This window comes from Riemerella columbina (genome assembly GCF_030517065.1).
Lineage (GTDB): Bacteria > Bacteroidota > Bacteroidia > Flavobacteriales > Weeksellaceae > Riemerella > Riemerella columbina_A.
This window is the reverse complement of sequence record NZ_CP103950.1, coordinates 1,154,423-1,176,353: the sequence shown is the minus strand read 5'-3', so window position 1 is coordinate 1,176,353 and position 21,931 is coordinate 1,154,423. Positions and strand designations below refer to the sequence as shown.

Sequence of the window (21,931 nt, the reverse complement as noted above, 5' to 3'; positions counted from 1 at the left end):
TATTAAATTAAAACTTTCATTTTGATTTGTTAAATGCTTTCATTTTGATTTGTTAAATGCTTCATTTTGACTTGCGTGATTTTGCTAAGCATTATTTAATTTCTCGCTGTGGGAGATATACCACTTTCTTAGTTTCAAAAAATGGAGAAGAAAAATAATCTTTTAGCTCAAATATTTCGCAGTTTAAGCCTGCCAACTCTTCGGATAAATCGCCGCCTTTGAGGTAGAGCACTCCATTGGACTTAGCATTCCATTCTTCTTTTTCAAACTTGCCTTTTATCCATTTTAAAAATACAGGCATCTGAGTCACAGCCCTACTCACCACAAAGTGATAACGCGCTTTCAATTGCTCTGCACGCCCATGGATAGGCGTTACATTCTTCAAGTCTAAAGCCTCAGCCACCGCTTGAACCACCTTGATTTTCTTCCCAATAGAATCAATTAAAGTCCACTGCACTTCTGGAAACAATATCGCTAACGGAATCCCAGGGAAACCGCCGCCAGTGCCAACATCTAAAACTTTGGTTCCTGCAGCAAACGGCATTACTTTGGCAATCCCCAACGAGTGCAAGATGTGTTTTTCATACAAACTGTCCATATCTTTACGAGAAATCACATTGATTTTCTCATTCCAATCTTGATACAGCGGCGCCAATTGTTCGAACTGTTGTTTCTGCCTTTCTGTCAGTTCAAAATGTTGGGAAATCATCTCTACCATACTACGCCTTTTTTCTACTATCCAAATATTGTTGCCATTGCCAAGTGGTACGAAGCGCCTCTTTCAACGGAGTGCGAGATTTCCAACCGAGTTCTCTTTCGGCTTTATCTGCATTGGCATACGCTATGGTAATATCGCCAGCACGGCGGTCACAAATTTGATAAGGTACCGCTACACCATTGGCTTCCTCAAAAGCCTTCACCACTTCTAAAACCGAAGAACCTTGCCCTGTGCCTAAGTTATACACCTCAACCACGCGGCTTTCTTTGGCGTTGAGTAATTGTTTTAAGGCGGCTAAATGGGCTTTAGCTAAGTCCACCACATAGATATAATCCCTTATGGCGGTGCCGTCTGGCGTAGGATAATCATCGCCCCAAATACTCAATTTCTCCCGAATGCCTGCAGCGGTTTGCATAACATAAGGCACCAAATTATTCGGAATGCCTATCGGTAACTCGCCAATTTTCCCTGATGGATGCGCTCCAATAGGATTAAAATAACGAAGTAACGCCACCTTTTTGTCGTGTGCCATCGCGAAATCTCTGAGGATTTCTTCGCCCATTTGTTTGGTTTTGCCATAAGAAGATTCTGGCGTTTTCAGCGGGGTATTTTCATCAATTGGCATCTGGTCTGCCTGCCCATACACGGTGCAAGATGATGAAAATATAAAGTTAGAAATCTGGCGTTCCTTAAACTCTTGCAAAAGGTTGATCAGCGAAAAAAGGTTGTTTTCGTAATAGTCTATTGGTTTTATTTGGCTCTCTCCCACCGCTTTAAAAGCCGCAAAATTGATACATCCCTCAATGTTATGCGCATCTAAAACTTGGGCTAAAAGTTCTCTTCGTTTTAAATCAAAAGGGTAATAGATGGGCTTTTTGCCTGTAATTTCTTCAATATTTTCTAATACAAATTTCTCCGAATTAGACATATCATCAATAATCACCACCTCAAAGCCATCATTGAGAAGCTCCACCACCGTATGCGAGCCAATATACCCCAAACCGCCAGTTACTAATATCGCCATTGTGCTTTTATTTAAAAATTATTGGTTCATAAATTCTAAAACCGAATCTGTAATGTATTTAAGCTGTTCATCATCAAGCTCGGTATGCATTGGTAAAGAAATCACTTGCTCCAAAAGTCGGTCTGTGTTGATAAAATCAGCATCTTGGCTGTCTTGGTAGTAGGCTTTTTGCTTTCTAAGCGCTACGGGATAATAGATCATCGCTGGAATTTCCTTTTCCGCTAAAAACTGTTGCAGCTCGTTTCTTTTACCATTGAGAATTCTCAAGGTGTATTGATGAAACACATGCGTGGAGGTCGCCTCTCGCTTCGGGATTAGAATCTGAGGGTGCTGCCCCAAAGCCTCATCATAATATTGTGCGGCTTTTCTTCGGGCTTCGTTATAAGCATCTAAATGGGGTAACTTTTTCCTAAGTACCGCCGCCTGTATGCTGTCTAATCTGGAATTTACGCCTACCTCATCGTGGTAATATCTTTCGTACATTCCGTGGTTCACAATCCCTCTGATGATGTAATCTAAGCGCTCATCATTCGTGAAAATAGCGCCACCATCGCCATAACAACCCAAATTTTTAGACGGGAAGAAAGAAGTGGTGCCAATGGTGCCCATCGTTCCTGATTTTTTAACCGTACCGTCTGAGAAGGTATACTCGGCACCGATGGCTTGGGCGTTGTCTTCAATCACATAAAGCTGATGTTCTTTTGCAATTTTCAAAATTTCTTCCATATTGGCACATTGCCCAAACAAATGCACAGGAATAATGGCTTTGGTTTTCGGCGTGATGGCTTTTCTTATTTTCTCTGGATCTATGGTAAAGGTATCATAATCCACATCTACCAAAACGGCTTTGAGCTTTAAAAGATGAATCACCTCCACCGTGGCGGCAAAGGTAAAATCTGCAGTAATCACCTCATCGCCTTCTTGTAAACCCAATGCCATAAGGGCTATCTGCAAAGCATCTGTACCGTTGGCACAAGGAATTACATACTTTACATCTAAATAATCCTCCATTTCTTTTTGGAAAGATTTCACTTCTGGACCGTTGATAAAAGCTGCCGACTCCATCACATTGAGCACCGCATTATCAACTTCGTTTTTTATCTTGTAGTACTGCGTTTGCAGGTCTACCATTTGAATTTTCTTCATTTTTATCTTATTTAAAGCCGAGGCACGCGATGAAAACCACCGTAGCACCTTGCCTATTGTCTTATATTTCAGGGTATTTTTTAGGATTAACCTCGTGGAAAAGTTGGTAAATTTTCTCCACCATATCATCTGCCGATGGTTTGCTAAAATAGTCGCCATCACTGGCATACGCAGGGCGATGGTCATTAGCGGTAATGGTAATCGGATCGCTATCCAAATATCTGAACGCTTTCTGTTTTTCCAAAATCTGTTGAAGGATAAACGCCGAAGCACCGCCTTCAACATCCTCATCTATTACCACCAAACGGTTGGTTTTCTTAACGCTTTTTGCAATATCTTCGGATAAATCAAAAGGAATTAACGACTGGATATCAATCACTTCAGCAGAAATGCCTAATTTTTCTAACTCTTGCGCCGCTTCCATCACGATGCGCCAAGTAGAGCCATAAGTGACCAAAGTGACATCTGTGCCCTCTCTGGTGATCTCCACCTGCCCCACAGGCACGGTAAATTCGCCTAAGTTATCAGGCTGTTTTTCCTTTAATCTATAACCATTAAGGCATTCCACAATCACGGCTGGCTCATCGCTTTGGAGCATGGTATTATAAAAACCTGCCGCTTTGGTTAAACTCCTCGGCACCAAAACTAAAATCCCTTTGGAAAGGTTGAGAATCCCTGCCATAGGCGACCCTGAATGCCAAATACCTTCCAAACGATGCCCTCTGGTTCTGATGATCACTGGCGCCTTCTGTCCGCCTTTGGTTCTATATTGTACGGTGGCTAAATCATCGCTCATCCCTTGCAAACAGTAGAGAATATAATCCAAATACTGAATTTCTGCAATCGGGCGGAGCCCTCTCATCGCCATACCGATGCCTTGACCTAAAATCGTTGCCTCACGGATGCCTGTATCTGCCACTCGGGTAGCGCCGTATTTTTCTTGCATCCCTTCTAAACCTTGGTTAACATCGCCAATGTTCCCTGTATCTTCGCCGAAAACTAAGGTTTGTGGGTATTTTTCAAAAATTTTGTCAAAGTTATTTCTCACCACCACTCTGCCATCTACCTCTTCGGAAGCTTCGGAGAATACAGGTTTTACCTCTTTAACATTGGTGGCTTTCCATTGAGATTGAGAATACAAATGCGATGAATAATGGTCTTGCTCTTGTGCCAATAGTTCTTGATAAACCTTCTGTAATTGGGTTCTCTCCGATGATTTTTGATCTCTGGTGAGCCAAAGTGCCTTTCTCATCAAATGGAAAATATCGCGTTTGCCTACAGAAATAATTTTCTGAAATTGCTCTAATAATGGCGCGATCTCTTGGCTTTGGTTTTGCAAAGCTTCTACCGCTGGGAGGGCTTTATTTTTAACCTCGCTGATGGCGTTTTGGTAGACTTCCCAAGCGGCTTTTTGTCCTGCTTTCACCTCTTTTTTAGCTTCTTTATCTATGGCATCTAATTCTTCCTCTGTAGCGATTTTTACCGTAGTGCCATTGATGTTGTTTTCATAATTAAGAATCCAATTTCTAAACTGTTTTAAGCCATCAAACTCGGCTTCCCAGTTCAATCGTTCTTCGGATTTGTAACGCTCGTGAGAGCCAGATGTAGAGTGCCCTTGTGGCTGTGTCACCTCCTTTACATGCACCACCACAGGAATACTTTGATTTCTGGCAAAATCTTCCGCCTTGGCATAGGCGTTGAGCAATGCAGGATAATCCCAAGCCTTAACGGTGATAATCTCGCAGCCTTCATTTTTTTCACCAGCTTTTCTTTGGAAACCAGAAAGCATTTCGGAAATATCCGCCTTAGCTCTTTGGTTGTAAGTGGGTACGGAAATGCCATAGCCATCATCCCAAATGCTAATAATCATTGGGACTTGCAGGGCACACGCGGCATTAAGAGTTTCCCAAAAATGGCCCTCCGCTGTGGAGGCATCACCAATAGTTCCGAATGCAACCTCACGCCCATTTTTAGAGAATTTCTCAGAACCTTCAAACTGGATTTCTTTATAAATTTTAGACGCTTGTGCCAAGCCTAACAATCGTGGCATTTGCCCTGCCGTTGGCGAGATGTCTGAAGAGATGTTTTTTTGTGCGGTCAAATCTTTCCAACTGCCGTCTTCATTAAGACTTCGTGTGGCGTAGTGGCCGTTCATTTGGCGCCCTGCCGATGCTGGCTCCCGCTCTACGCTGGTATCGGCATAAAGCTGAGCAAAGAAACTTTGGATAGATACGGCATCTATCGCTAAGGCAAAAGTTTGGTCACGGTAGTAACCAGAGCGGAAGTCTCCATTTTTGAAGACTTTAGCCATTGCCAATTGTGGGAGTTCCTTACCATCGCCAAAGATTCCGAATTTTGCTTTTCCTGTGAGCACCTCTCTCCTACCGAGGTAAGCCATTTCTCGGGAAATTCTGCCTAATTTATAATCTCTAAGGATGCTTTTTTTAAAATCCTCAAAGGAAACCTCTTGATTGGGGGTATACGTGGTTTGCATAACTTAAATTTGAATTTTGACAAATATAATGTTTTTTACTGATCTGCACACATTTTAAAGCGCAGAAAAAAATGATTTTTGTAAGCTGGTGCCCATTTTAATTTCAAAAATTAACCTTGAATGTAGCTGAGTATTTTTTCTATGGTCTGTTCTTTATCCATATTAGAATTATCAATCAAAATGGCATCTGGGGCTTGTATCAGTGGGGCTACCGCTCTTTGGGAATCTTTTAAATCCCGCTCTATCAGGTTGGCTCTCACCTCTTCCATTGTGGTTTCTACCCCTGATGCTTTCAGTTCTAAATAACGGCGTTTGGTGCGCTCTTCTACACTGGCGGTCAGGAAGAATTTAAAATCGGCATTAGGGAGCACCACGCTGCCAATATCTCTGCCATCCATAATCACACCGCCTTGTTCCGCCATAGCCCTTTGGGTGTGGAGTAGGTATTCTCTCACTTCAGGTTGCTTGGCTACATCGCTTACATTTTGGCTGACTTGCATACTTCTAATCGGTGTGGAAACATCTTCGCCATTCATCAATAAAATCAGGGCGTGGTCTTGGGTTTTAAACTCCAATTTAATTTGATCCAACCGAGAAAATAGACATTTAAAATCAATGCTGTTGCCCTCGGCACAATGCTGTAATGCATCATAAGTAATGGCTCTGTACAAAGCGCCTGTGTCCATATGGATGATGCCCAAACGCTGGGCTATTTCTTTTGAGATAGAACTCTTACCGGTAGAAGAATAGCCATCTACGGCTATCACGGGTTGTTTTTTCATAAATCAAGCGTTATTCTTGTATTTTTATTATTATCTTCTGTAGCCTCTCACTTCTATTAAATCTAAGGCGATCCCAATCTGATTGAGGTTTGAGGCATTATGGTAACGGCTGTGGGTATAATCAAAACGGAGGTAAGACCATTTAAAGCCAAAGCCAAACGACAGCCCTGTGAAGCTTCTTTGGTCGGTAACACTCAGCTCACTGCCACGCTTCACATGATAGCCCACGCGGAGGTTAAATGCTTGCTCTGGAAACAGCTCTGCCCCGAAGGAAAAATGGTCTGCCAGCTGTTTGGTCCATTTGGTTTTTTGTCCGTTTTGGTTGTATTCTGGCGAGATGTTCCACTTCTGCAAATCGTGGGCGGTAATGGTGAGCGCCAGTGGGAATTCATCTAAAATTTTGGTATAGCCCAAATCTACCCTTACAGGCAGGGACTCCCGAGCGCCGTTATAAGTTTTGAACTGATAACCTAAATTCCGCACCACAAAACTGATGGTTTCCTTGGCTTTTTTACGATGATAGGCAGCCCCAATATTCCCTGCCACCGCCATAGATTGGTAATGTTCTATTTTAGAAGTGATGAGGTTCACTTGTGCGCCCACCGTCCAATCATCGGTGAACTGATAGGCATAGCCCACGCCCACTGCGGCATCTATCGCGGAGAAATCGCCGTGGATATTGCCGTATTCATCTGTTCTGGGGATGCTGCCATAATCTAAATATTTAGCCCCTGCGGTTAGGAAATGCCCATACTCCAAATCTTTAGCATAGCTAATGGTGCCGTAATGAGAGCCTGCCAGATAACTCGCGTAGTTTACAGAGAGGCGGTTATCCATTTCTATATTGAGCAATGCTGGGTTAACGGTGGCAAAATTCTGATCATAATCCCTTACCGATACCGCATCACCAAGGGCTGCCTGCCGTGCAGATACTGGAAGATTCAAAAAATGATACACCGTAGTGCCATCTTGCGCCCCCAACCAGCCACTCAAAAAAAAGCCTAATAAAAAGATTCCTTTTTTCAAAATTGAACTTATCATAGAGATTACAAAAGTAAGGTTTTTATAGTGAAATCAAAATTTTTAAAGTAGAGAATTGGGAAAGATACGAGAAGATACGAGGGGAAATCACAAAGCAGTGAAATACTAATATTCTGAAAGATGAAGCGGTAAAGGTGCGGAACAGCAAAAAGATAAAAGTACGAGAACCGAAAATAAATGAAAGCATTACCTCATAAAAAGTACAGGTTGGAGCCTCTGAATGAACCTCCAAGCCTGTAACTTAAACTTTAATTTTTAAATTTGAAATGAGAAACCTTAATATTAAAACCCTAAATTTCAAATCTAAAATAAGGAGCGTCTACCGTTTGTCCTCTATACCGAAACCTACCCATTGAGATTGTGGAAAATCTAACTTCACGATTTTCTTTGCCTCGCTATATTTGGCTTCCAGTTGATTCACTTTCTCGTTTAGAGCTTCGGTTTTGGCTTTCAGGGTGGCTTTTAGTTGCTCCTGTTCATCGTTCAGTTGGATAGACTCTGCGCGGAGTTGCTCCATTTCGGTAACAAACTCTGAGGTAATCCCTCTTTTGGCTACCTCGGTAGCATTTTGTTTTAGTGCCGTAGCCATCACTTGAGCTTTAGACACTGTTTCTGCGAATGATAATTTAGTGCGTCCCATAACTTTTGATTTTAATGATTGGTTAATATATTTTACTTTATCTTCCGTAACTCTTACCTTAGTTGGAGTAACCTTTACCTTATCTTGCGTAACTCTTACCTTAGTTGGGGTAACCTTTACCTTATCTTGTGTAACCCTTACCTTAGTTGAGGTAACCTTTACCTTATCTTGTGTAACCCTTACCTTAGTTGGGGTAACCTTTACCTTATCTTGTGTAATCCTTACCTTAGTTGGGGTAACCTTTACTCTAAGTGCTTCAATAAGGTCAACTGATTACCTTGACAAATGTAATGATTTTTATTGAAAATCATCATTTAAAACAAAAAATTTCGGTAGTAGGTACCACCGAAATTTTAATGAACAAGTCTCAAAAAGCGACTATACAACTTATCTTTTTAATAATTTTTTGGCGCTATCAGAGGCGACAATCAGTCCGCCTGCCATCATAATAATATCCTTCAGCACCAAGCGCCCCGCGCCAGAAAGGTAAGGAAATCCGAAGTTGGGCGTTGGCATATCGCCACCTAAATTCGGTACATAGACCTCTGGCGTAGTGATCAGGAACGAAAGCGTAACAATGGACATCCCAAAGGTGAGCAAACCGCCCCAAAGTCCAATTTTAGGCGACCAGATGCCCAATAACACCAACAGACCGATGCTCACAATCATCGTTCCTAAGCCATACGAAAAGGCATAAGTGCCGTTTTCTTTGTGCCATTCTATATTTTTAGCCACCATTTTCCCCTCTGGGTTGCGGTGTAGGCGGTACTGCGGTACCTCTTTGCCCTCTTCATCCAGCGCAGTTTTCCCTGAATTATGATAGAAAAAACTCATAAAAGGGCTGTTGGTTACAAAGGGCACAATGCCATCGGCTTCGTACTGAAAGGCTTTTAAACCACCGATCCACGCCATAACAATAAAAATGGCTACACGCATAAAGTTAATCAACTGAGACTGGCTACCTGCCAAAAATTGAAGTATTGGTTTCATTATTTTTTATTTTTAAGTTACACAAATACAGGTGCAAAAATAAAACCTTACCCCAGCCATCACAATAGATAAAAATGAATTTATAATGGACAATTTTTCTTCTACTTAGAGTGTTGCCACAATGGAAATGCCCACTTCTTTCCTAAAATGCGATGGCGAATAGCCCACCCATTTTTTAAAATATCGGCTGAAATAATACTCATCTTGGAAGTAGAGTTCTGCCGCAATTTCCTTCACGGTTTTTTCTGTTAGGTGGAGTTGCTTTTTGGCTTCTAAAATAATCCGTTCTTGGATGAGCGCCGTAGGCGTTTTGCCGAATACTTTTTTGGTTTTTTTGCTCAATGTAGCCACAGAAACCGCCAACGCATCAGCATAGAAAGCGGGGCTTCGCTGTTGGGCAAAGTGCTGTTCTATCAAATCTTGAAACCTTAACATTAAAGAATCCAAAGGTGGCGTTTCCTCTATTTCCAAAGATTTTTCTTGGCTGCATATGGCGAGCACCAGCTGAATATAAGTCTTTAAAATAGCATCTGCCATCGGAATTTGAGGTTTGAGCTCGTGTTGCATTTTATCAAAAATCAATTCTAATTCCGCAAAACGCCCTTCCGAAAGGTGGATATAAGGCTTGCTGAAAATATTATTGAACAACAACCCATTGCACGCTACTTCTTGCTTATGGTACTCTATGCAATAAAAATCACCGTGAAAAGAGAGCTGATGCACCTTCGCCGCAGATTGCCACACCATTTTTTGGTACGGCGATAGGAAGAGAACGCCTAATTTTGGTACTTCATAAAAGATATCATCAATAGAACATTGGACAGCCTCTAAGGTCAGGAATACCTCATAATCCTGAGACTGCACCACTGTATTGGGCGCCACATTTTGATTTTTAACAACAGCTATCGGTAAAGGCATCGTAGAGAATTAAGCCTCAAAACTAAGTAATTTTCTGGTATTTATTGACATTTTAATGGATTTTAATACCTAATGCGCATCAAAAATGAGAGTCACAGAACACAAAATCTTAAATGAGAATACCGCTTAATTATCACTTTATCCTTATATTTGCATCATTAAATAAAAAACCGAAGGGTTACGCCATAAGATAAAAAGTAAACCAATGAAATATAAAAGAATATTATTAAAATTAAGTGGAGAAGCCTTAATGGGCAACCTTCAATACGGCATTGATAACGAACGTCTGAAAGAATATGCCTCAGAAATTAAAAAAGTGGTAGACGCAGGCTGCGAAGTCGCCATCGTGATTGGTGGAGGTAATATTTTCCGAGGCTTGGCGGGTGCTGCCAAAGGTATGGACAGGGTGCAAGGCGATTATATGGGAATGCTCGCTACCGTGATCAATGGTATGGCACTGCAAGGTGCGTTAGAAGACCAAGGCGTGATGACCAGACTGCAATCTGCCATAGAAATGGATAAAGTGGCAGAACCCTTCATCAAAAGGAGAGCAACACGCCATTTAGAAAAAGGCCGCGTGGTGATCTTTGGCGCTGGTACAGGCAATCCTTATTTTACCACAGATACTGCTGCCACGCTTAGAGCGATAGAAATTGGTGCCGATGTGATCCTCAAAGGAACCCGTGTAGATGGCATCTATGATAGCGACCCCGAAAAGAACAAAGATGCCGTAAAATTCAACAGTCTTTCTTTTGAAGAAGTGTATGAGAAAAACCTCAAAGTGATGGATATGACGGCTTTCACCCTCAGCCACGAGAACCATTTGCCCATCATCGTTTTTGATATGAATAAAGAAGGAAACCTCCTTAAAGTTATTGAAGGCGAAGCCGTGGGTACCGTGGTTAAAGGCTAAAATCATCAATATTAAAATTTATCAACACCTTAAAAAGTATCATATAACAAAATGGAAGAATTACAGTTAATCTTAGACACCGCAAAACAAGAAATGGATGCGGCAATAAAACACTTAGAACACGCTTTCTTAAAAATCCGTGCTGGGCGCGCCTCTACCGCTATGGTGCAAGATGTGATGGTGGAATATTACGGCAGCCCTACTCCGCTCAACCAAGTAGCCAATGTCTCTATTCCAGATGCGATGACCATTGCTATACAGCCGTGGGACCGCACTGCCATTAAGGATATTGAAAAAGGCATCATTGTGGCTAATTTGGGTTTTGCACCGTCTAACAATGGCGATATCATTATCCTTAATGTACCACCACTAACGGAAGAACGCCGTAAAGAATTGGCAAAACAAGCCAAAGCTGAAAGCGAACAAACCAAAGTTACCGTAAGAAATGCCCGCCAAGAAGCTATGAAAAACTTGAAAAAGTTAGAAGGTATTTCCGAAGACATCATTAAAGATACCGAAGCTGATGTGCAGGAATTAACCGATAAATACATCGCGAAGGTAGAAGAACACCTTAAACATAAGGAAGCCGATATTATGAAAATCTAATCTCGGGGAAACTTTAAATATCACTCACTTAGCCTTTTGAAATTATTTTTCAGGAGGCTTTTTTTTGGCGTTAGCTTTGTTTGTTTTTTTCAAAATAAATGAGAAAAATCGCCGCTACGCCATTCCTCCATTTTAAAATCTCAAAAAAAAGATTATCTTTGTTCATCTTAAACAAGATTATGAAACTCAACTGGGAAGCACTCAACATCAGCATTAAAACTTTTTTTGGATTAGAAAACATCTTAGTCGAAGAGGTCAAAAAATTAGGCGGCAGAGAGGTGGAAACTAAAAACCGAGCCGTGAACTGCGTGGGCGATTTAGGTTTTCTCTACAAAATCAACTATGCCCTACGCACAGGAGTAAAAGTTTTGGTGCCTATTTTAGAATTTAAAGCCTTTAATGAACAGAAGTTCTACGAAAGGTTGTTGCGCTTTCCTTGGGATGATTTCATTGGCATTCATCAGAGTTTTGCCATAGATGCCACGGTGCATTCTGAGCGGTTCACGCATTCTTGGTTTATGACTTTGAAAATGAAAGATGCCATTGTTGATTTTTTTCAACACAAATACCGCAAACGCCCTAATGTAGAGCCTAAATCACCAGATATTAAACTCCACCTCCATATTGATAGAGAGCAGGTGACCATCTCTTTGGATTCCTCTGGCGATCCACTATTCAAGCGGGGTTACCGCGTGGAGCAAGGCAAAGCTCCCATTAACGAAGTCTTGGCTTCAGGATTATTGCACTTGGCGGGATGGGATGGCAAAGGCAACTTTTTAGACCCAATGTGTGGCAGTGGCACGCTCCTAATCGAAGCCGCTATGATGGCAATGGAACTGCCAGCACAAATTTTTCGGAAAAAATTTGCCTTCCAAAATTGGAAAAATTATGATGAAGATTTATTTTTCAAAATCAAAGAGTTTAGGATTAACCGAATTAAAGAATTTCAGGGGAAAATTGTGGGTTATGATATTGACCTTCAAGCCCTCAGCGCTGCCAGAGCCAACATCGCCACTGCTGAATTAGAAGAGGTGATAGAAGTTAAAAAACAAAACTTTTTTGAGTCTGAGAAAGATTTATTCCCACTCCTGATGGTGTTCAATCCGCCGTATGATGAGCGCCTTGCTATTTCTGATGAAGATTTTTATCGTAAGATTGGAGATACCTTTAAACAACACTATCCCAACACATTAGCGTGGCTCATCACCGCAGATTTAGAAGCTGTGAAAAAATTAGGTCTGCGACCAAGCCGAAAAATAAAGCTCTACAACGGTAAGTTAGAAACGCGCTTCCTCCAATACGAAATGTACGAAGGAAGCAAAAAAGCCAAATTTAACTCTTAGTTTTTCACTTATGCCTACCCTGTCCATCATCATTGCTATTTATAATCGTAAGAACGAGCTGTTTGAACTCCTTAGCTCGCTCTCCCACCAAACGGATAAAGATTTTGAAGTGATCGTGGTAGATGATGGCTCTGCGATAGACCTAAAACCTACCATCCAAATTTTTGAGCTGATGCTGAACCTTCGTTTTTTTAGAAAGGAAAACTCGGGGCCAGGGTTGAGTAGAAACTATGGCACCCGCCGTGCCCATGGGGATTGGCTCATCTTTGTGGATAGCGATGTGATTGTGGAAGAAGATTATATCGCCAATATTAAACAAGATATTTTAACCCAACCTTGTGATGCTTTTGGCGGCGCTGATAAAGCCCACAAAGGCTTCAACCTGATGCAGAAAGCCATTTCTTATGCGATGACTTCGCTGTTTACTACAGGCGGCATTCGCGGGAATAAAAAAATAGTGTCTAAATTTCAGCCTCGGAGTTTTAATATGGGCGTGAAGAAAACGGCTTTTGATGCCGTGGGTGGCTTTTCAGAACTTCGGATTGGGGAAGATCCAGACCTCTCAATGACACTTTGGGAACACGGCTACACCACCGCATTTTTCAGTAATATTGGGGTTTATCATAAACGCCGAACCGATTTTGGACGCTTCTCTAAACAAGTGTATCAATTCGGGGTGGCGCGCCCTATTCTCAACCAAAGGCATCCGCAATATACCAAACTGACTTTCTGGTTTCCCTCTCTATTCCTCATCGGTTATATTATTGGGATTTTCCATTATTTTATTTGGTATAATGGCATTGTGCTGGGGCTTTATGGGCTTTATACCCTCATCGTTTGGGGCGATGCACTGTGGAAAACCAAGAATATCAGCATCGCAACTATGGCGGTAATGGCGACTTATATTCAGTTATTTTCTTATGGCTATGGCTTCCTAAAATCGTGGATTTGTCTCAATGTGCTTCATCAAAAACCCGAAGAGGCGTTCCCATCACATTTTTATCAATCTTAGTCCGCTAATCCTCGTATTGCTCTAAATAATAGGTAAAAGTAAAGCCTTCGGTTTCTTCTTCGGCATCTTCTAAAGTGGTGAGTAAATCCTCAAAATGCTCCAATTGCTCCACACTCATATTCACAAATTCTATATGTAAAGGCATAGCCAAATCACCTGTAATCACATCATACAAGGCGTTTAAATTATCACCAAAATAATCTGGTAACGGTAATTTTTCTTTGAGTTGTGCGTAAAAATCTTCCTCATCTCCGATGGAAGCAAAATCAATATATACGGTCTTCATCAAAATAAATTTAAGTTTAAATTAGAGTTTTCTAAAACTTCTATAATGGTCTGTGCTGAGCCAAACCTCGCCCTGTTTGGTGAATATCAGGCGGTCTGCACCACGGTTGCCGCAGTGGTAATTCACATCTGCCTCATAATATTTTTTGCCCTTGGGCAGTTTTCTTTCTCTGTTGCCAAAAATATCTCCACCGATGGCTTTCCCTGGCAAAACCTCGCAAAGGTTGCCCTGTGCTGGCACCCAACCTTGGCGCTTCGCCTGATTTTTTGTGAGGTAATAAGGCGGCAACTGGTGGCGTTGCTTCACATATTCTGCCACGCGAGAAGTCTCGGTGAGCGCCTCTATACGCTCAATATTCTGATTTTCTGGCGATGCTGCCGATACCACTTCTGAAGCGTTGGGCTTCAATAAAAACCAAAAACCCAACACCAGAAGCACAACGGCTGCAATTGAAAACCACAGATTTTTATTCTGTTGCGCCTTCATTTTTTCCATTTTATATTCCTATTTCTATTTGAAATCTGGCATACCAACCGTCTTTTTGGCTGCCATCAATGTATTTCATATTATTTTTACTGACTTCAAACTGCGCTTTAAAGGCGTGTTCCCAAATGTATTTGGTCACCCCAAACGAAAACTGATTATGTATCGGCTCCAGATGCTGGATGGCTTTCGTTGGTTGGTTGTGAGAATAGCGCCCAATAATTTCCCAGTTTTTAGGAAAAAGATAACTCAGCTGCGCATCATAACCTTGTCCTGCCAATACTGCCACTTGCTGCGTTTGATCATCATTAAAAGTGATAGGATTTGGGGTATTTCGGTTCATATAGGCGAAGGTGGCAGTCCAGCCTTGGTATTTCATCATCGCATCAAAGAACACCGACTGCAAATCTCGGCTTTCCAGCAATTTTTTCCCTCTTTGTCCTTGTGAAAACTGCGCCCTTTGGTTATAATGATAAGTCCCACCTAAATAGAGTTTTGGAGTGGGCTCGCGCTGTAAATCGCCTTCAAAAAACTCACCATTTTTCTTAAATCTTCCGAAAGGATAGAGCTCCAACCTGCCTGTATACGCCAGCCCATCGGTTTTTTCATTGAAATTTCTACCTTCCCCAGTGCTAATGGCAGCTTTTAGATTATAGCCCCAAGATTTTTTGTTTTTAGGACTGGTATAAATGGCTTGGAAACCAAAATCGCGATCAATATTAAACATCGCGTTATTGATGGAGCGGTCGGTTAAATCTAAGGCACCAGAAGAGTTGGTTCTCTGTCTATTCCCTGGTAATTTGGTCTGTCCAAAGCCTAAACTCAGCTCATCCGTGGCGCGATAAAACACCATCGCATCTCTAATAATATTGAGGTAACCGCCATCTTTAACCTTACCCACATCATCTGGTGCAAAGGAAAGTTGGATGGCATACAAAAATTTAGGATTGCCCACATAACCATCAAAACGAAGCCTTAAACGGCGGATAGCGGCTTTATATTCTGTTTTTTCAGCATCGCTAAAATCAGCTTCCAATCGGTTTTGCATTCTAAAACGGATATTCAACTGAAATAAACTGTCTGGCGAGGTAATGCCCACACCTTTACCAAAACTGTAATAAGGCAGCGCATCTAAGTGGATAGGTCGCAAGTGGGCTTTCGGGATAATGGTATCTTTTTTCAAGACCATAATGGTATCTACCGTTTTGATTTCTTGAGCCTTAGCCGTAGTAGCAAGTCCAAAGAATAGCATAGCGCTTAGTAATAATTTTTTCATAAAACTTCCATTAAATTGATGGCAGCAAGGTAAAATTTTTAATATTAACGAAAAGTTAAATTTTTCAATTTCGCAGAAGTTGAGGTTAATCTCGCCATTCTTCAGGGATATCACAAATCGGAATCGGGTTGATTTTGTGCTGGGCGGCGGCATTCATTCTTTTAAAAATATGATAAACCTCTAAATCCCGTCCTGTATAGTCTTGCTCAGTTTTGGTACCCCATTCTTTCTGTATTTTTTCCAATTCTGGATAAGTTGCGCCAATCTGTTGCTCATCTGTCCGCTCCGCATCCCAAAGTCCATCGGTTGGAATGGCTTCTTGGATGCTTTTCACCAAGTTTAAAGCCTTAGAAAGTTCGTAAACCTCTGTTTTATAAAGGTCTGCAATAGGCGAAACATCTACGCCGCCATCGCCATATTTGGTATAAAACCCGATGCCAAAATCTTCCACCTTGTTGCCTGTGCCACAGACCAAAAGCCCGTTAATTTGTCCATAATAATAGAGTGTGAGCATCCGCAATCGGCTTCTGGTATTGGCAAACGCCAGTTGCTCGTTGGGGTAGCGTTCATCTTGAACATCAAAGATTTTATAAAGCTCCTCAAAGGCTGGCGTTAGGTTGATGGACATCGCCTCCACCTGCTCTGGGAACCGCTTTTTAAGGTCTTCTATATGTTCCCACGCGCGGTTCACTTGGTCTTGCTTTTGCCGAATGGGCATTTCTAAAAGTAGTGTTTTGAGCCCTGTCATAGCACATAGCGTAGAGACCACTGCAGAGTCTACACCGCCAGAAACCCCTATCACATAGCCTTTTACATTCGCCTTAGTGGCATAATCTCTGAGCCAGCCTACAATATGCTGAATTATTTTTTCTGTTTGCATCGGTTGTTCTGTTTTACAAGCCGTAAAATTACAGAAGTTTTTGGACTTATACCGCTAATTGCATTTAAAATTCATTATTTTTGCCTCCTAAAAAAGAGAAATCTCACAATGAAATCTTTACGATTATTTTTATTTTTGATAGTGCTCACGATTAGTTCTTGTCAAAAAGAGACTAAAAATTGGAATATAGAAATCTCCCAGCCACTACCCAAGGTTAAGATCACCGATATTTCGGCGGCGTTTTATAACCCTGAGGTGTCCTTGGCAGAGTTTCAGAAGGCATATCCGTGGTTCCAAGGCTCCGTGTCTGATGAGGATTATCTGAAAAGACGCTCTGACAGCACCGAAATCAACATTTATAAAAAAGCCAAAACCCTCATTAACCAACCTCAACTCAAGAAGGATTTAGCCCAGCTGTTTGCGCACATTCAGCACTATTTCCCTAAATTTTCTGCACCTCAAGTTTTCTTATATTCATCTGCGCTACAGGGAATTGATATGCCCATTTTTTACCGAGAAAAAGAGAACTGGCTGTTTATTGATATTGCCGCATTTATGGGCGAAGGCAACCCTTATTATCAAGGCATAGATACTTATTTGCAACACAGTATGAACCCACAAAACCTCGTTCCAAAAGTTTCCAAAACCTTAGCCGAACAGATCGTTCCGTGGGACAGAAACCATAGGAAATTTATTGATATGATGGCTTATGAAGGCAAATTGATGATCTTGCAAGACGCCTTTTTGCCACAGACTTCAGATGCTTTAAAAATCGGTTATACCCCAGAGCAAGAAGCGTGGGCAAAGGAAAATGAAGCCGAAATTTGGAACTATTTTGTAGAAAACGATTTAATTTTTAGTGATGATGCCCGCTTGGTAGACCGATTTTTATCACCAGCGCCATTTTCTAAATTTTATACCGAAATAGACAACCAATCGGCGCCACAAATTGGAATTTTTAGTGGTTGGCAGATGTGCCGAGCTTATTTTAAAGAAAAGCCAGAGACCTTGCTTTCTGATTTCATTTTTAAAACCGACGGCGCCACCATTTTAAAAGAATCCCACTACAAAGGCGAAAAATAATTTTTTAATATAAAATAGAATTCAATGAGAAAAACGCAAATTACCATCAATGTAGAATTAGATGAAAACCATATTCCAGAAAAAATCACTTGGAACGCCCAAGATGGCGGCATAGAAGCCCAAGAAACCAAAGCCACGATGATTTCCGTTTGGGATGACCAAGCTTTGGAAGCGCTAAGAATAGACCTCTGGACTAAAGAAATGCCCGTGGATCATATGAAACGCTTTTTTCATCAGATTTTAATTTCCTTAGGGCACACCTACCAAAGAGCCACTGGCGAAGATGATGTAGCCGCTTGGATGGAAGAAATGGCGGAAGAATTTGCCGTAAAATCAGCGATTAAAATGTAATTTCTACCCCTATGGATACTCTAAATTGGCACCAAATTACCGAGACCCTCAAATCTGGCGGCACCCTACTCTACCCTACGGATACCATCTGGGGCATCGGCTGTGATGCTACGAATGCCGACGCCATAGAGCGCGTTTATCAAATCAAAAATCGAGATTTACAAAAACCGATGATTATCCTCGTGGATACCGAAAAGCGCCTTCAAGATTTGGTGGAGGTTCCAGAAATGGCGTGGGAGATTATAGACCTCTCGGAAAAGCCTGTAACCATCATCTACGACCAGCCCAAAGGCTTGCCAGACAACCTATTGGCAGAAGATGGCAGCATCGGTATTCGGTTGGTTAAAAACCAGCTTTGTCAACAAATCATTAGGAAAATCAACGCACCGTTGGTCTCTACCTCCGCCAATTTTTCAGGAGAAAAAAGCCCATTGTCCTTTTCGGATATCAGCACAGATTTAAAAAATGCTGTAGATCTCATCATTCCAGAAACGCAAGCACAGCCCACACCGTGGCGTGGCTCCTCCATTATTAGAATATGGAACGACAACAGAATCAAAGTTTTAAGAGAATAAAATGAGTGAAAATAGCATAGAGATTAGTCGCGCTACCCTTTTGGATGTTCAAGATTTACAAATAATTGCACAAACCACATTTAAAGATACCTTTGGGCAAGAAAATTCAGAAGAAAATATGATAGAATATCTCCAAGAGCGATTTTCCATCAAACAACTCTCTTCTGAATTAGAAAATGAAAACTCAGAATTCTACTTTGCAAAAAAAGGAAAGCTCATTATTGGTTACCTCAAAGTAAATACAGGCACAGCACAAACCGAATTACAAGAAAATAATAGTTTAGAAATAGAGCGTATTTATGTAGCCTCTGACCATCAAGGGCAAAATGTGGGCAAACAGCTTTACGAAAAAGCCCTACACATTGCAAAGGAAAAAGAACTCCAAAGCCTTTGGTTAGGCGTATGGGAAGAGAATAAAAAAGCCATTGCTTTCTATGAAAAAAACGGATTTCAAAAGTTCAGCCAGCACACCTTCAAACTCGGAGGAGATGAACAAATCGACTGGCTAATGCGCAAAACTTTAAGTCAATCTTCCTTATTATTAACAGAAATTAGTTAAATTTACCCTCTAAAAAATACCACAGAACAGTTATGATCAAGAAACATTTTTTACTATCATCCCTTATTTTGCCTGCCGCTATGGCTTTCGCCCAGCAATATGGCGGTATGTGGATGCCTACGGAGCTCAACGAAAAAGAAATGAAAGAACTGGGAATGAAAATCTCAGCAAAGGATATTTTTAACCCAGAAAAGCCCAGTATAAAAGATGCCGTAGTGCAGTACGACGGCGGTTGTACAGCGGAAATCATCTCGCCAAAGGGACTCCTCCTCACCAACCACCACTGCGGCTATAGCGAAATCCAAGCCCACTCCACTTTAGAAAACGACTATCTGAAAAATGGATTTTGGGCAAGCAATATGAGCGAAGAACTGCCCAACCCTGGCGTAACGGTAGACTTCATCGTGGATATTAAAAATGTAACGCAAGAGGTGCTTCAGGGCAATCCCAACCTCTCCGAAGCTCAGATTAAACAAAATATAGAATCCGTAAAAAAATCGCTAAAAAAAGAAGATTATCAGCATATTATTATAAAATCTGTGTATTACGGCAACCAATATTACGCTTATATCATTGAAACCTTTAAAGACATCAGACTGGTAGGAGCACCGCCTTCCTCCATCGGAAAGTTTGGTAGCGATACCGACAATTGGGTGTGGCCAAGGCATACGGGCGACTTCTCTATGTTCAGAATTTATGCCGATAAAAACAACAAACCTGCCGAATATTCTAAGGACAATGTACCGTATCAACCTAAGCATTTCCTCCCTATTTCCATTAAGGATAAAAAGGAAAATGACTTCACTTTTGTCTTCGGTTTTCCTGGGAGAACGCAAGAATATCTGCCTGCTATTGCGGTAGAAAAGATTATGCAGGAGATAGACCCCGCAATGATTGCCGTGCGTGCCGTTGCCCTAAAAACTTTAGATGAAAAAATGCGCACCGATGATGCCACACGCATTAAATACGCCTCTAAATACGCTTCTGTAGCCAATTATTGGAAAAAATGGATCGGCGAAGTGGAAGGGCTTAAAAAATCTAAAGCCGTAGAGAAAAAGAAAAACTACGAGGCGCAATTGAGCCAGAAAAATCCAGCCATCAAAAACACCATAGACCAGCTGAACAAGCTCTACAACGCCCAAGCGCCTTATGCCCTTAACCGTGCCTACTTCAACGAATTGCTAAGAAATGCCGAAACGCTAAAATTAGCCGACTACTACCTCAACTATTTAGCGGCGGTAGAAAAAGGCGAAACCGTTTCTCCAAAGTTAACTAACCTACTCAAAGGCATTTACAAAAATTACGATGGCGAGTTAGATGCCAAAGTTACCGCTAAACTTTTAGCGCTCTACGCCAACAAAATTCCACAACAGTTTTTGCCATCGGAATTGGAAAGCTTTAAAAACGAAGAAAGCAACCTGACCACCATAGAAAATTGGAGCAAAAACTCCATCATCACAGGCAGAAAAGCCCTCAACAATGCCGATGCTGTGTCTAATTTAGACGCCTTATTTGCACAACCCGAAGCGTTAAAATCGGTGCTGGATCAGGATCCATTTATCCAACTTATTAAGGTAATCAAAGGAACTTATTTGGACAAAGTGGCACCACAATACACTCAGTATCAAACCCAAATTGATGCCCAGCTCAAAACCTTTATGGCAGAACTGATGGCGACCGACAAGGACCGAAAATTCTTCCCTGATGCCAACTCTACGCTCAGAGTAACTTATGGCAAAGTGGCAGGCTCCAACCCTCGAGATGCCGTGTATTACGGCTACCAAACCCACCTGCCAGGCATTATGGAGAAGTACATTCCAGGGGATTACGAATTTGATGTGCCTCAAAAACTCATCCAACTCTACAACACCAAAAACTACGGCGTTTATAAGGACAAAACCGGAGAAGTGCCCGTGAACTTCACGGCGACCAACCACACCACTGGGGGCAATTCTGGAAGTCCAGCGTTGGACGCCTACGGCAACTTGGTGGGACTCAACTTTGACCGACAGTGGGAAGGCACGATGAGCGACATCAACTACGATCCAAAATTCAGCCGTAATATTATGGTGGATACTAAGTATATTCTCTTCATCATCGATAAATACGCCAACGCCCAATGGCTCTTAGATGAAATGAAAATCGTGAAATAACTTCGGTAAAAATTAAAAAAAGTCCGCCGTTTCAAAATTGAAACGGCGGTTTTTTTATGCTTTGCCTAAAACAAAATACACCACCGCTTGTACGCGTGCTAAAAACTCTCGGAGGTGGTTGCGATAGTAGCTTTCGGGTTTGGTAACATCTTGTGCTTCAAAGGCTAAGGCGTTCATTTGAAGATTTCGTGCAAAAAACAATGCCCGCAGCGTGTGGAAACCTTGGGAGATAATGATAACCTCACGGTATTGGTAAATATTTTTGCATCGTTCTATGCTTTCCTTTGTGCTGTAGCCTTTGGGATCTTCTATAATAATATGCTCTGGAATACGCTCGGTATTAACCAAATAATCCTTCATAGCACGAGGCTCATCGTAATAGGGGCTTTTCTCGCCACTAACGATAATCGTTTCTATCTTGCCATAATGGTACAGCGCCGAAACGGCTTCCATCCGCTTGGTAAAATAAGGATTAGCCACCCCAGAACGCATCTTCGGCGAGGTGCCCAACACTAAGGCGGCGCGGCGCTCAGGGATTTTGCTGACTTTATTATAAGTGCGTCCATTGGTGAGCGCATACACCCAAACATTCGCAAAGAGCATCAGAAGAACCACCAGCTCTGCAAGGGTTATCGTGATTTTTAAAATAGGGCGCATT

The 21,931-nt window shown here is 41.7% G+C and carries 23 protein-coding genes; 9 read left to right on the top strand and 14 right to left on the bottom strand.

Annotation, left to right across the window (positions count from 1 at the left end; genetic code table 11):
• Window positions 1-91: 91 nt before the first annotated feature.
• From rsmG to NYR17_RS05540, 9 genes are all read right to left on the bottom strand, one after another.
• The gene (gene rsmG, locus NYR17_RS05580) at window positions 92-718 is read right to left on the bottom strand and encodes a 16S rRNA (guanine(527)-N(7))-methyltransferase RsmG (protein WP_302504749.1); all 627 of its coding nucleotides are present in this window, start codon (window positions 716-718) and stop codon (window positions 92-94) included.
• Between the two features lies 1 nt (window position 719).
• The gene (galE, locus tag NYR17_RS05575; RefSeq protein ID WP_302504748.1) at window positions 720-1,742 is read right to left on the bottom strand and encodes a UDP-glucose 4-epimerase GalE; all 1,023 of its coding nucleotides are present in this window, start codon (window positions 1,740-1,742) and stop codon (window positions 720-722) included.
• An 18-nt stretch (window positions 1,743-1,760) separates the two neighbouring features.
• The gene (locus tag NYR17_RS05570) at window positions 1,761-2,888 is read right to left on the bottom strand and encodes a DegT/DnrJ/EryC1/StrS family aminotransferase (protein ID WP_302504747.1); all 1,128 of its coding nucleotides are present in this window, start codon (window positions 2,886-2,888) and stop codon (window positions 1,761-1,763) included.
• 61 nt (window positions 2,889-2,949) lie between these two features.
• The gene (locus NYR17_RS05565) at window positions 2,950-5,382 is read right to left on the bottom strand and encodes an alpha-ketoacid dehydrogenase subunit alpha/beta (protein ID WP_302504746.1); all 2,433 of its coding nucleotides are present in this window, start codon (window positions 5,380-5,382) and stop codon (window positions 2,950-2,952) included.
• 110 nt (window positions 5,383-5,492) lie between these two features.
• A complete protein-coding gene (cmk, locus tag NYR17_RS05560) occupies window positions 5,493-6,164 on the bottom strand; it encodes a (d)CMP kinase (protein WP_302504745.1) in 672 nt (223 codons plus the stop codon).
• Window positions 6,165-6,194: 30 nt separating this feature from the next.
• Window positions 6,195-7,190, bottom strand: coding sequence for a type IX secretion system protein PorQ (gene porQ / locus NYR17_RS05555; protein ID WP_302504744.1), 996 nt, complete (start codon window positions 7,188-7,190; stop codon window positions 6,195-6,197).
• A gap of 334 nt (window positions 7,191-7,524) precedes the next feature.
• Window positions 7,525-7,845, bottom strand: a complete 321-nt coding sequence (locus NYR17_RS05550) for a hypothetical protein (RefSeq protein WP_302504743.1) — start codon at window positions 7,843-7,845, stop codon at window positions 7,525-7,527.
• Window positions 7,846-8,232: 387 nt separating this feature from the next.
• Complete coding sequence (gene rclC / locus NYR17_RS05545) at window positions 8,233-8,835, bottom strand: reactive chlorine resistance membrane protein RclC (RefSeq protein WP_302504742.1); 603 nt, start codon at window positions 8,833-8,835, stop codon at window positions 8,233-8,235.
• Between the two features lie 105 nt (window positions 8,836-8,940).
• On the bottom strand, window positions 8,941-9,753 hold the full coding sequence (locus NYR17_RS05540) for a helix-turn-helix domain-containing protein (protein WP_302504741.1): 813 nt from the start codon (window positions 9,751-9,753) through the stop codon (window positions 8,941-8,943).
• 205 nt (window positions 9,754-9,958) lie between these two features.
• Here NYR17_RS05540 and pyrH point away from each other — a divergent pair, with 205 nt between their 5' ends.
• From pyrH to NYR17_RS05520, 4 genes are all read left to right on the top strand, one after another.
• Complete coding sequence (gene pyrH / locus NYR17_RS05535) at window positions 9,959-10,666, top strand: UMP kinase (RefSeq protein WP_302504740.1); 708 nt, start codon at window positions 9,959-9,961, stop codon at window positions 10,664-10,666.
• 51 nt (window positions 10,667-10,717) lie between these two features.
• Entirely contained in the window at window positions 10,718-11,272 is a 555-nt protein-coding gene (gene frr / locus NYR17_RS05530; protein WP_302504739.1) for a ribosome recycling factor, read from the top strand.
• 179 nt (window positions 11,273-11,451) lie between these two features.
• Window positions 11,452-12,615, top strand: a complete 1,164-nt coding sequence (locus tag NYR17_RS05525; RefSeq protein WP_302507003.1) for a THUMP domain-containing class I SAM-dependent RNA methyltransferase — start codon at window positions 11,452-11,454, stop codon at window positions 12,613-12,615.
• Between the two features lie 10 nt (window positions 12,616-12,625).
• Window positions 12,626-13,627, top strand: coding sequence for a glycosyltransferase (locus NYR17_RS05520; RefSeq protein WP_302504738.1), 1,002 nt, complete (start codon window positions 12,626-12,628; stop codon window positions 13,625-13,627).
• Between the two features lie 4 nt (window positions 13,628-13,631).
• Here the strand turns inward: NYR17_RS05520 and NYR17_RS05515 are convergent, their stop codons facing one another.
• From NYR17_RS05515 to nadE, 4 genes are all read right to left on the bottom strand, one after another.
• Window positions 13,632-13,913, bottom strand: coding sequence for a barstar family protein (locus NYR17_RS05515; protein ID WP_302507002.1), 282 nt, complete (start codon window positions 13,911-13,913; stop codon window positions 13,632-13,634).
• A gap of 21 nt (window positions 13,914-13,934) precedes the next feature.
• Window positions 13,935-14,408: a ribonuclease domain-containing protein gene (locus tag NYR17_RS05510; RefSeq protein WP_302504737.1), complete on the bottom strand. Its 474-nt coding sequence runs from the start codon at window positions 14,406-14,408 to the stop codon at window positions 13,935-13,937.
• Between the two features lies 1 nt (window position 14,409).
• A complete protein-coding gene (locus NYR17_RS05505) occupies window positions 14,410-15,672 on the bottom strand; it encodes a porin (protein WP_302504736.1) in 1,263 nt (420 codons plus the stop codon).
• An 85-nt stretch (window positions 15,673-15,757) separates the two neighbouring features.
• Complete coding sequence (nadE, locus tag NYR17_RS05500) at window positions 15,758-16,552, bottom strand: NAD(+) synthase (protein ID WP_302504735.1); 795 nt, start codon at window positions 16,550-16,552, stop codon at window positions 15,758-15,760.
• Between the two features lie 108 nt (window positions 16,553-16,660).
• Here nadE and NYR17_RS05495 point away from each other — a divergent pair, with 108 nt between their 5' ends.
• The 5 genes from NYR17_RS05495 to NYR17_RS05475 are packed head-to-tail and all read left to right on the top strand — an operon-like array spanning window position 16,661 to window position 21,273.
• A complete protein-coding gene (locus NYR17_RS05495) occupies window positions 16,661-17,635 on the top strand; it encodes a gliding motility protein GldB (protein ID WP_302504734.1) in 975 nt (324 codons plus the stop codon).
• Window positions 17,636-17,659: 24 nt separating this feature from the next.
• Window positions 17,660-17,986 carry a gliding motility protein GldC gene (gldC, locus tag NYR17_RS05490; RefSeq protein ID WP_302504733.1) on the top strand — a complete coding sequence of 109 codons (327 nt, stop codon included), beginning with the start codon at window positions 17,660-17,662 and terminating at the stop codon, window positions 17,984-17,986.
• Window positions 17,987-17,997: 11 nt separating this feature from the next.
• A complete protein-coding gene (locus NYR17_RS05485) occupies window positions 17,998-18,561 on the top strand; it encodes an L-threonylcarbamoyladenylate synthase (RefSeq protein WP_302504732.1) in 564 nt (187 codons plus the stop codon).
• A 1-nt stretch (window position 18,562) separates the two neighbouring features.
• Window positions 18,563-19,120, top strand: a complete 558-nt coding sequence (locus tag NYR17_RS05480) for a GNAT family N-acetyltransferase (RefSeq protein WP_302504731.1) — start codon at window positions 18,563-18,565, stop codon at window positions 19,118-19,120.
• A gap of 32 nt (window positions 19,121-19,152) precedes the next feature.
• On the top strand, window positions 19,153-21,273 hold the full coding sequence (locus NYR17_RS05475) for a S46 family peptidase (RefSeq protein ID WP_302504730.1): 2,121 nt from the start codon (window positions 19,153-19,155) through the stop codon (window positions 21,271-21,273).
• 54 nt (window positions 21,274-21,327) lie between these two features.
• On the opposite strand, the gene NYR17_RS05470 is transcribed toward NYR17_RS05475, so the two are convergent.
• Window positions 21,328-21,930 (bottom strand): SanA/YdcF family protein, encoded by a 603-nt coding sequence (locus tag NYR17_RS05470; protein ID WP_438826611.1) that lies wholly within the window; start codon window positions 21,928-21,930, stop codon window positions 21,328-21,330.
• Window position 21,931: the final 1 nt, after the last annotated feature.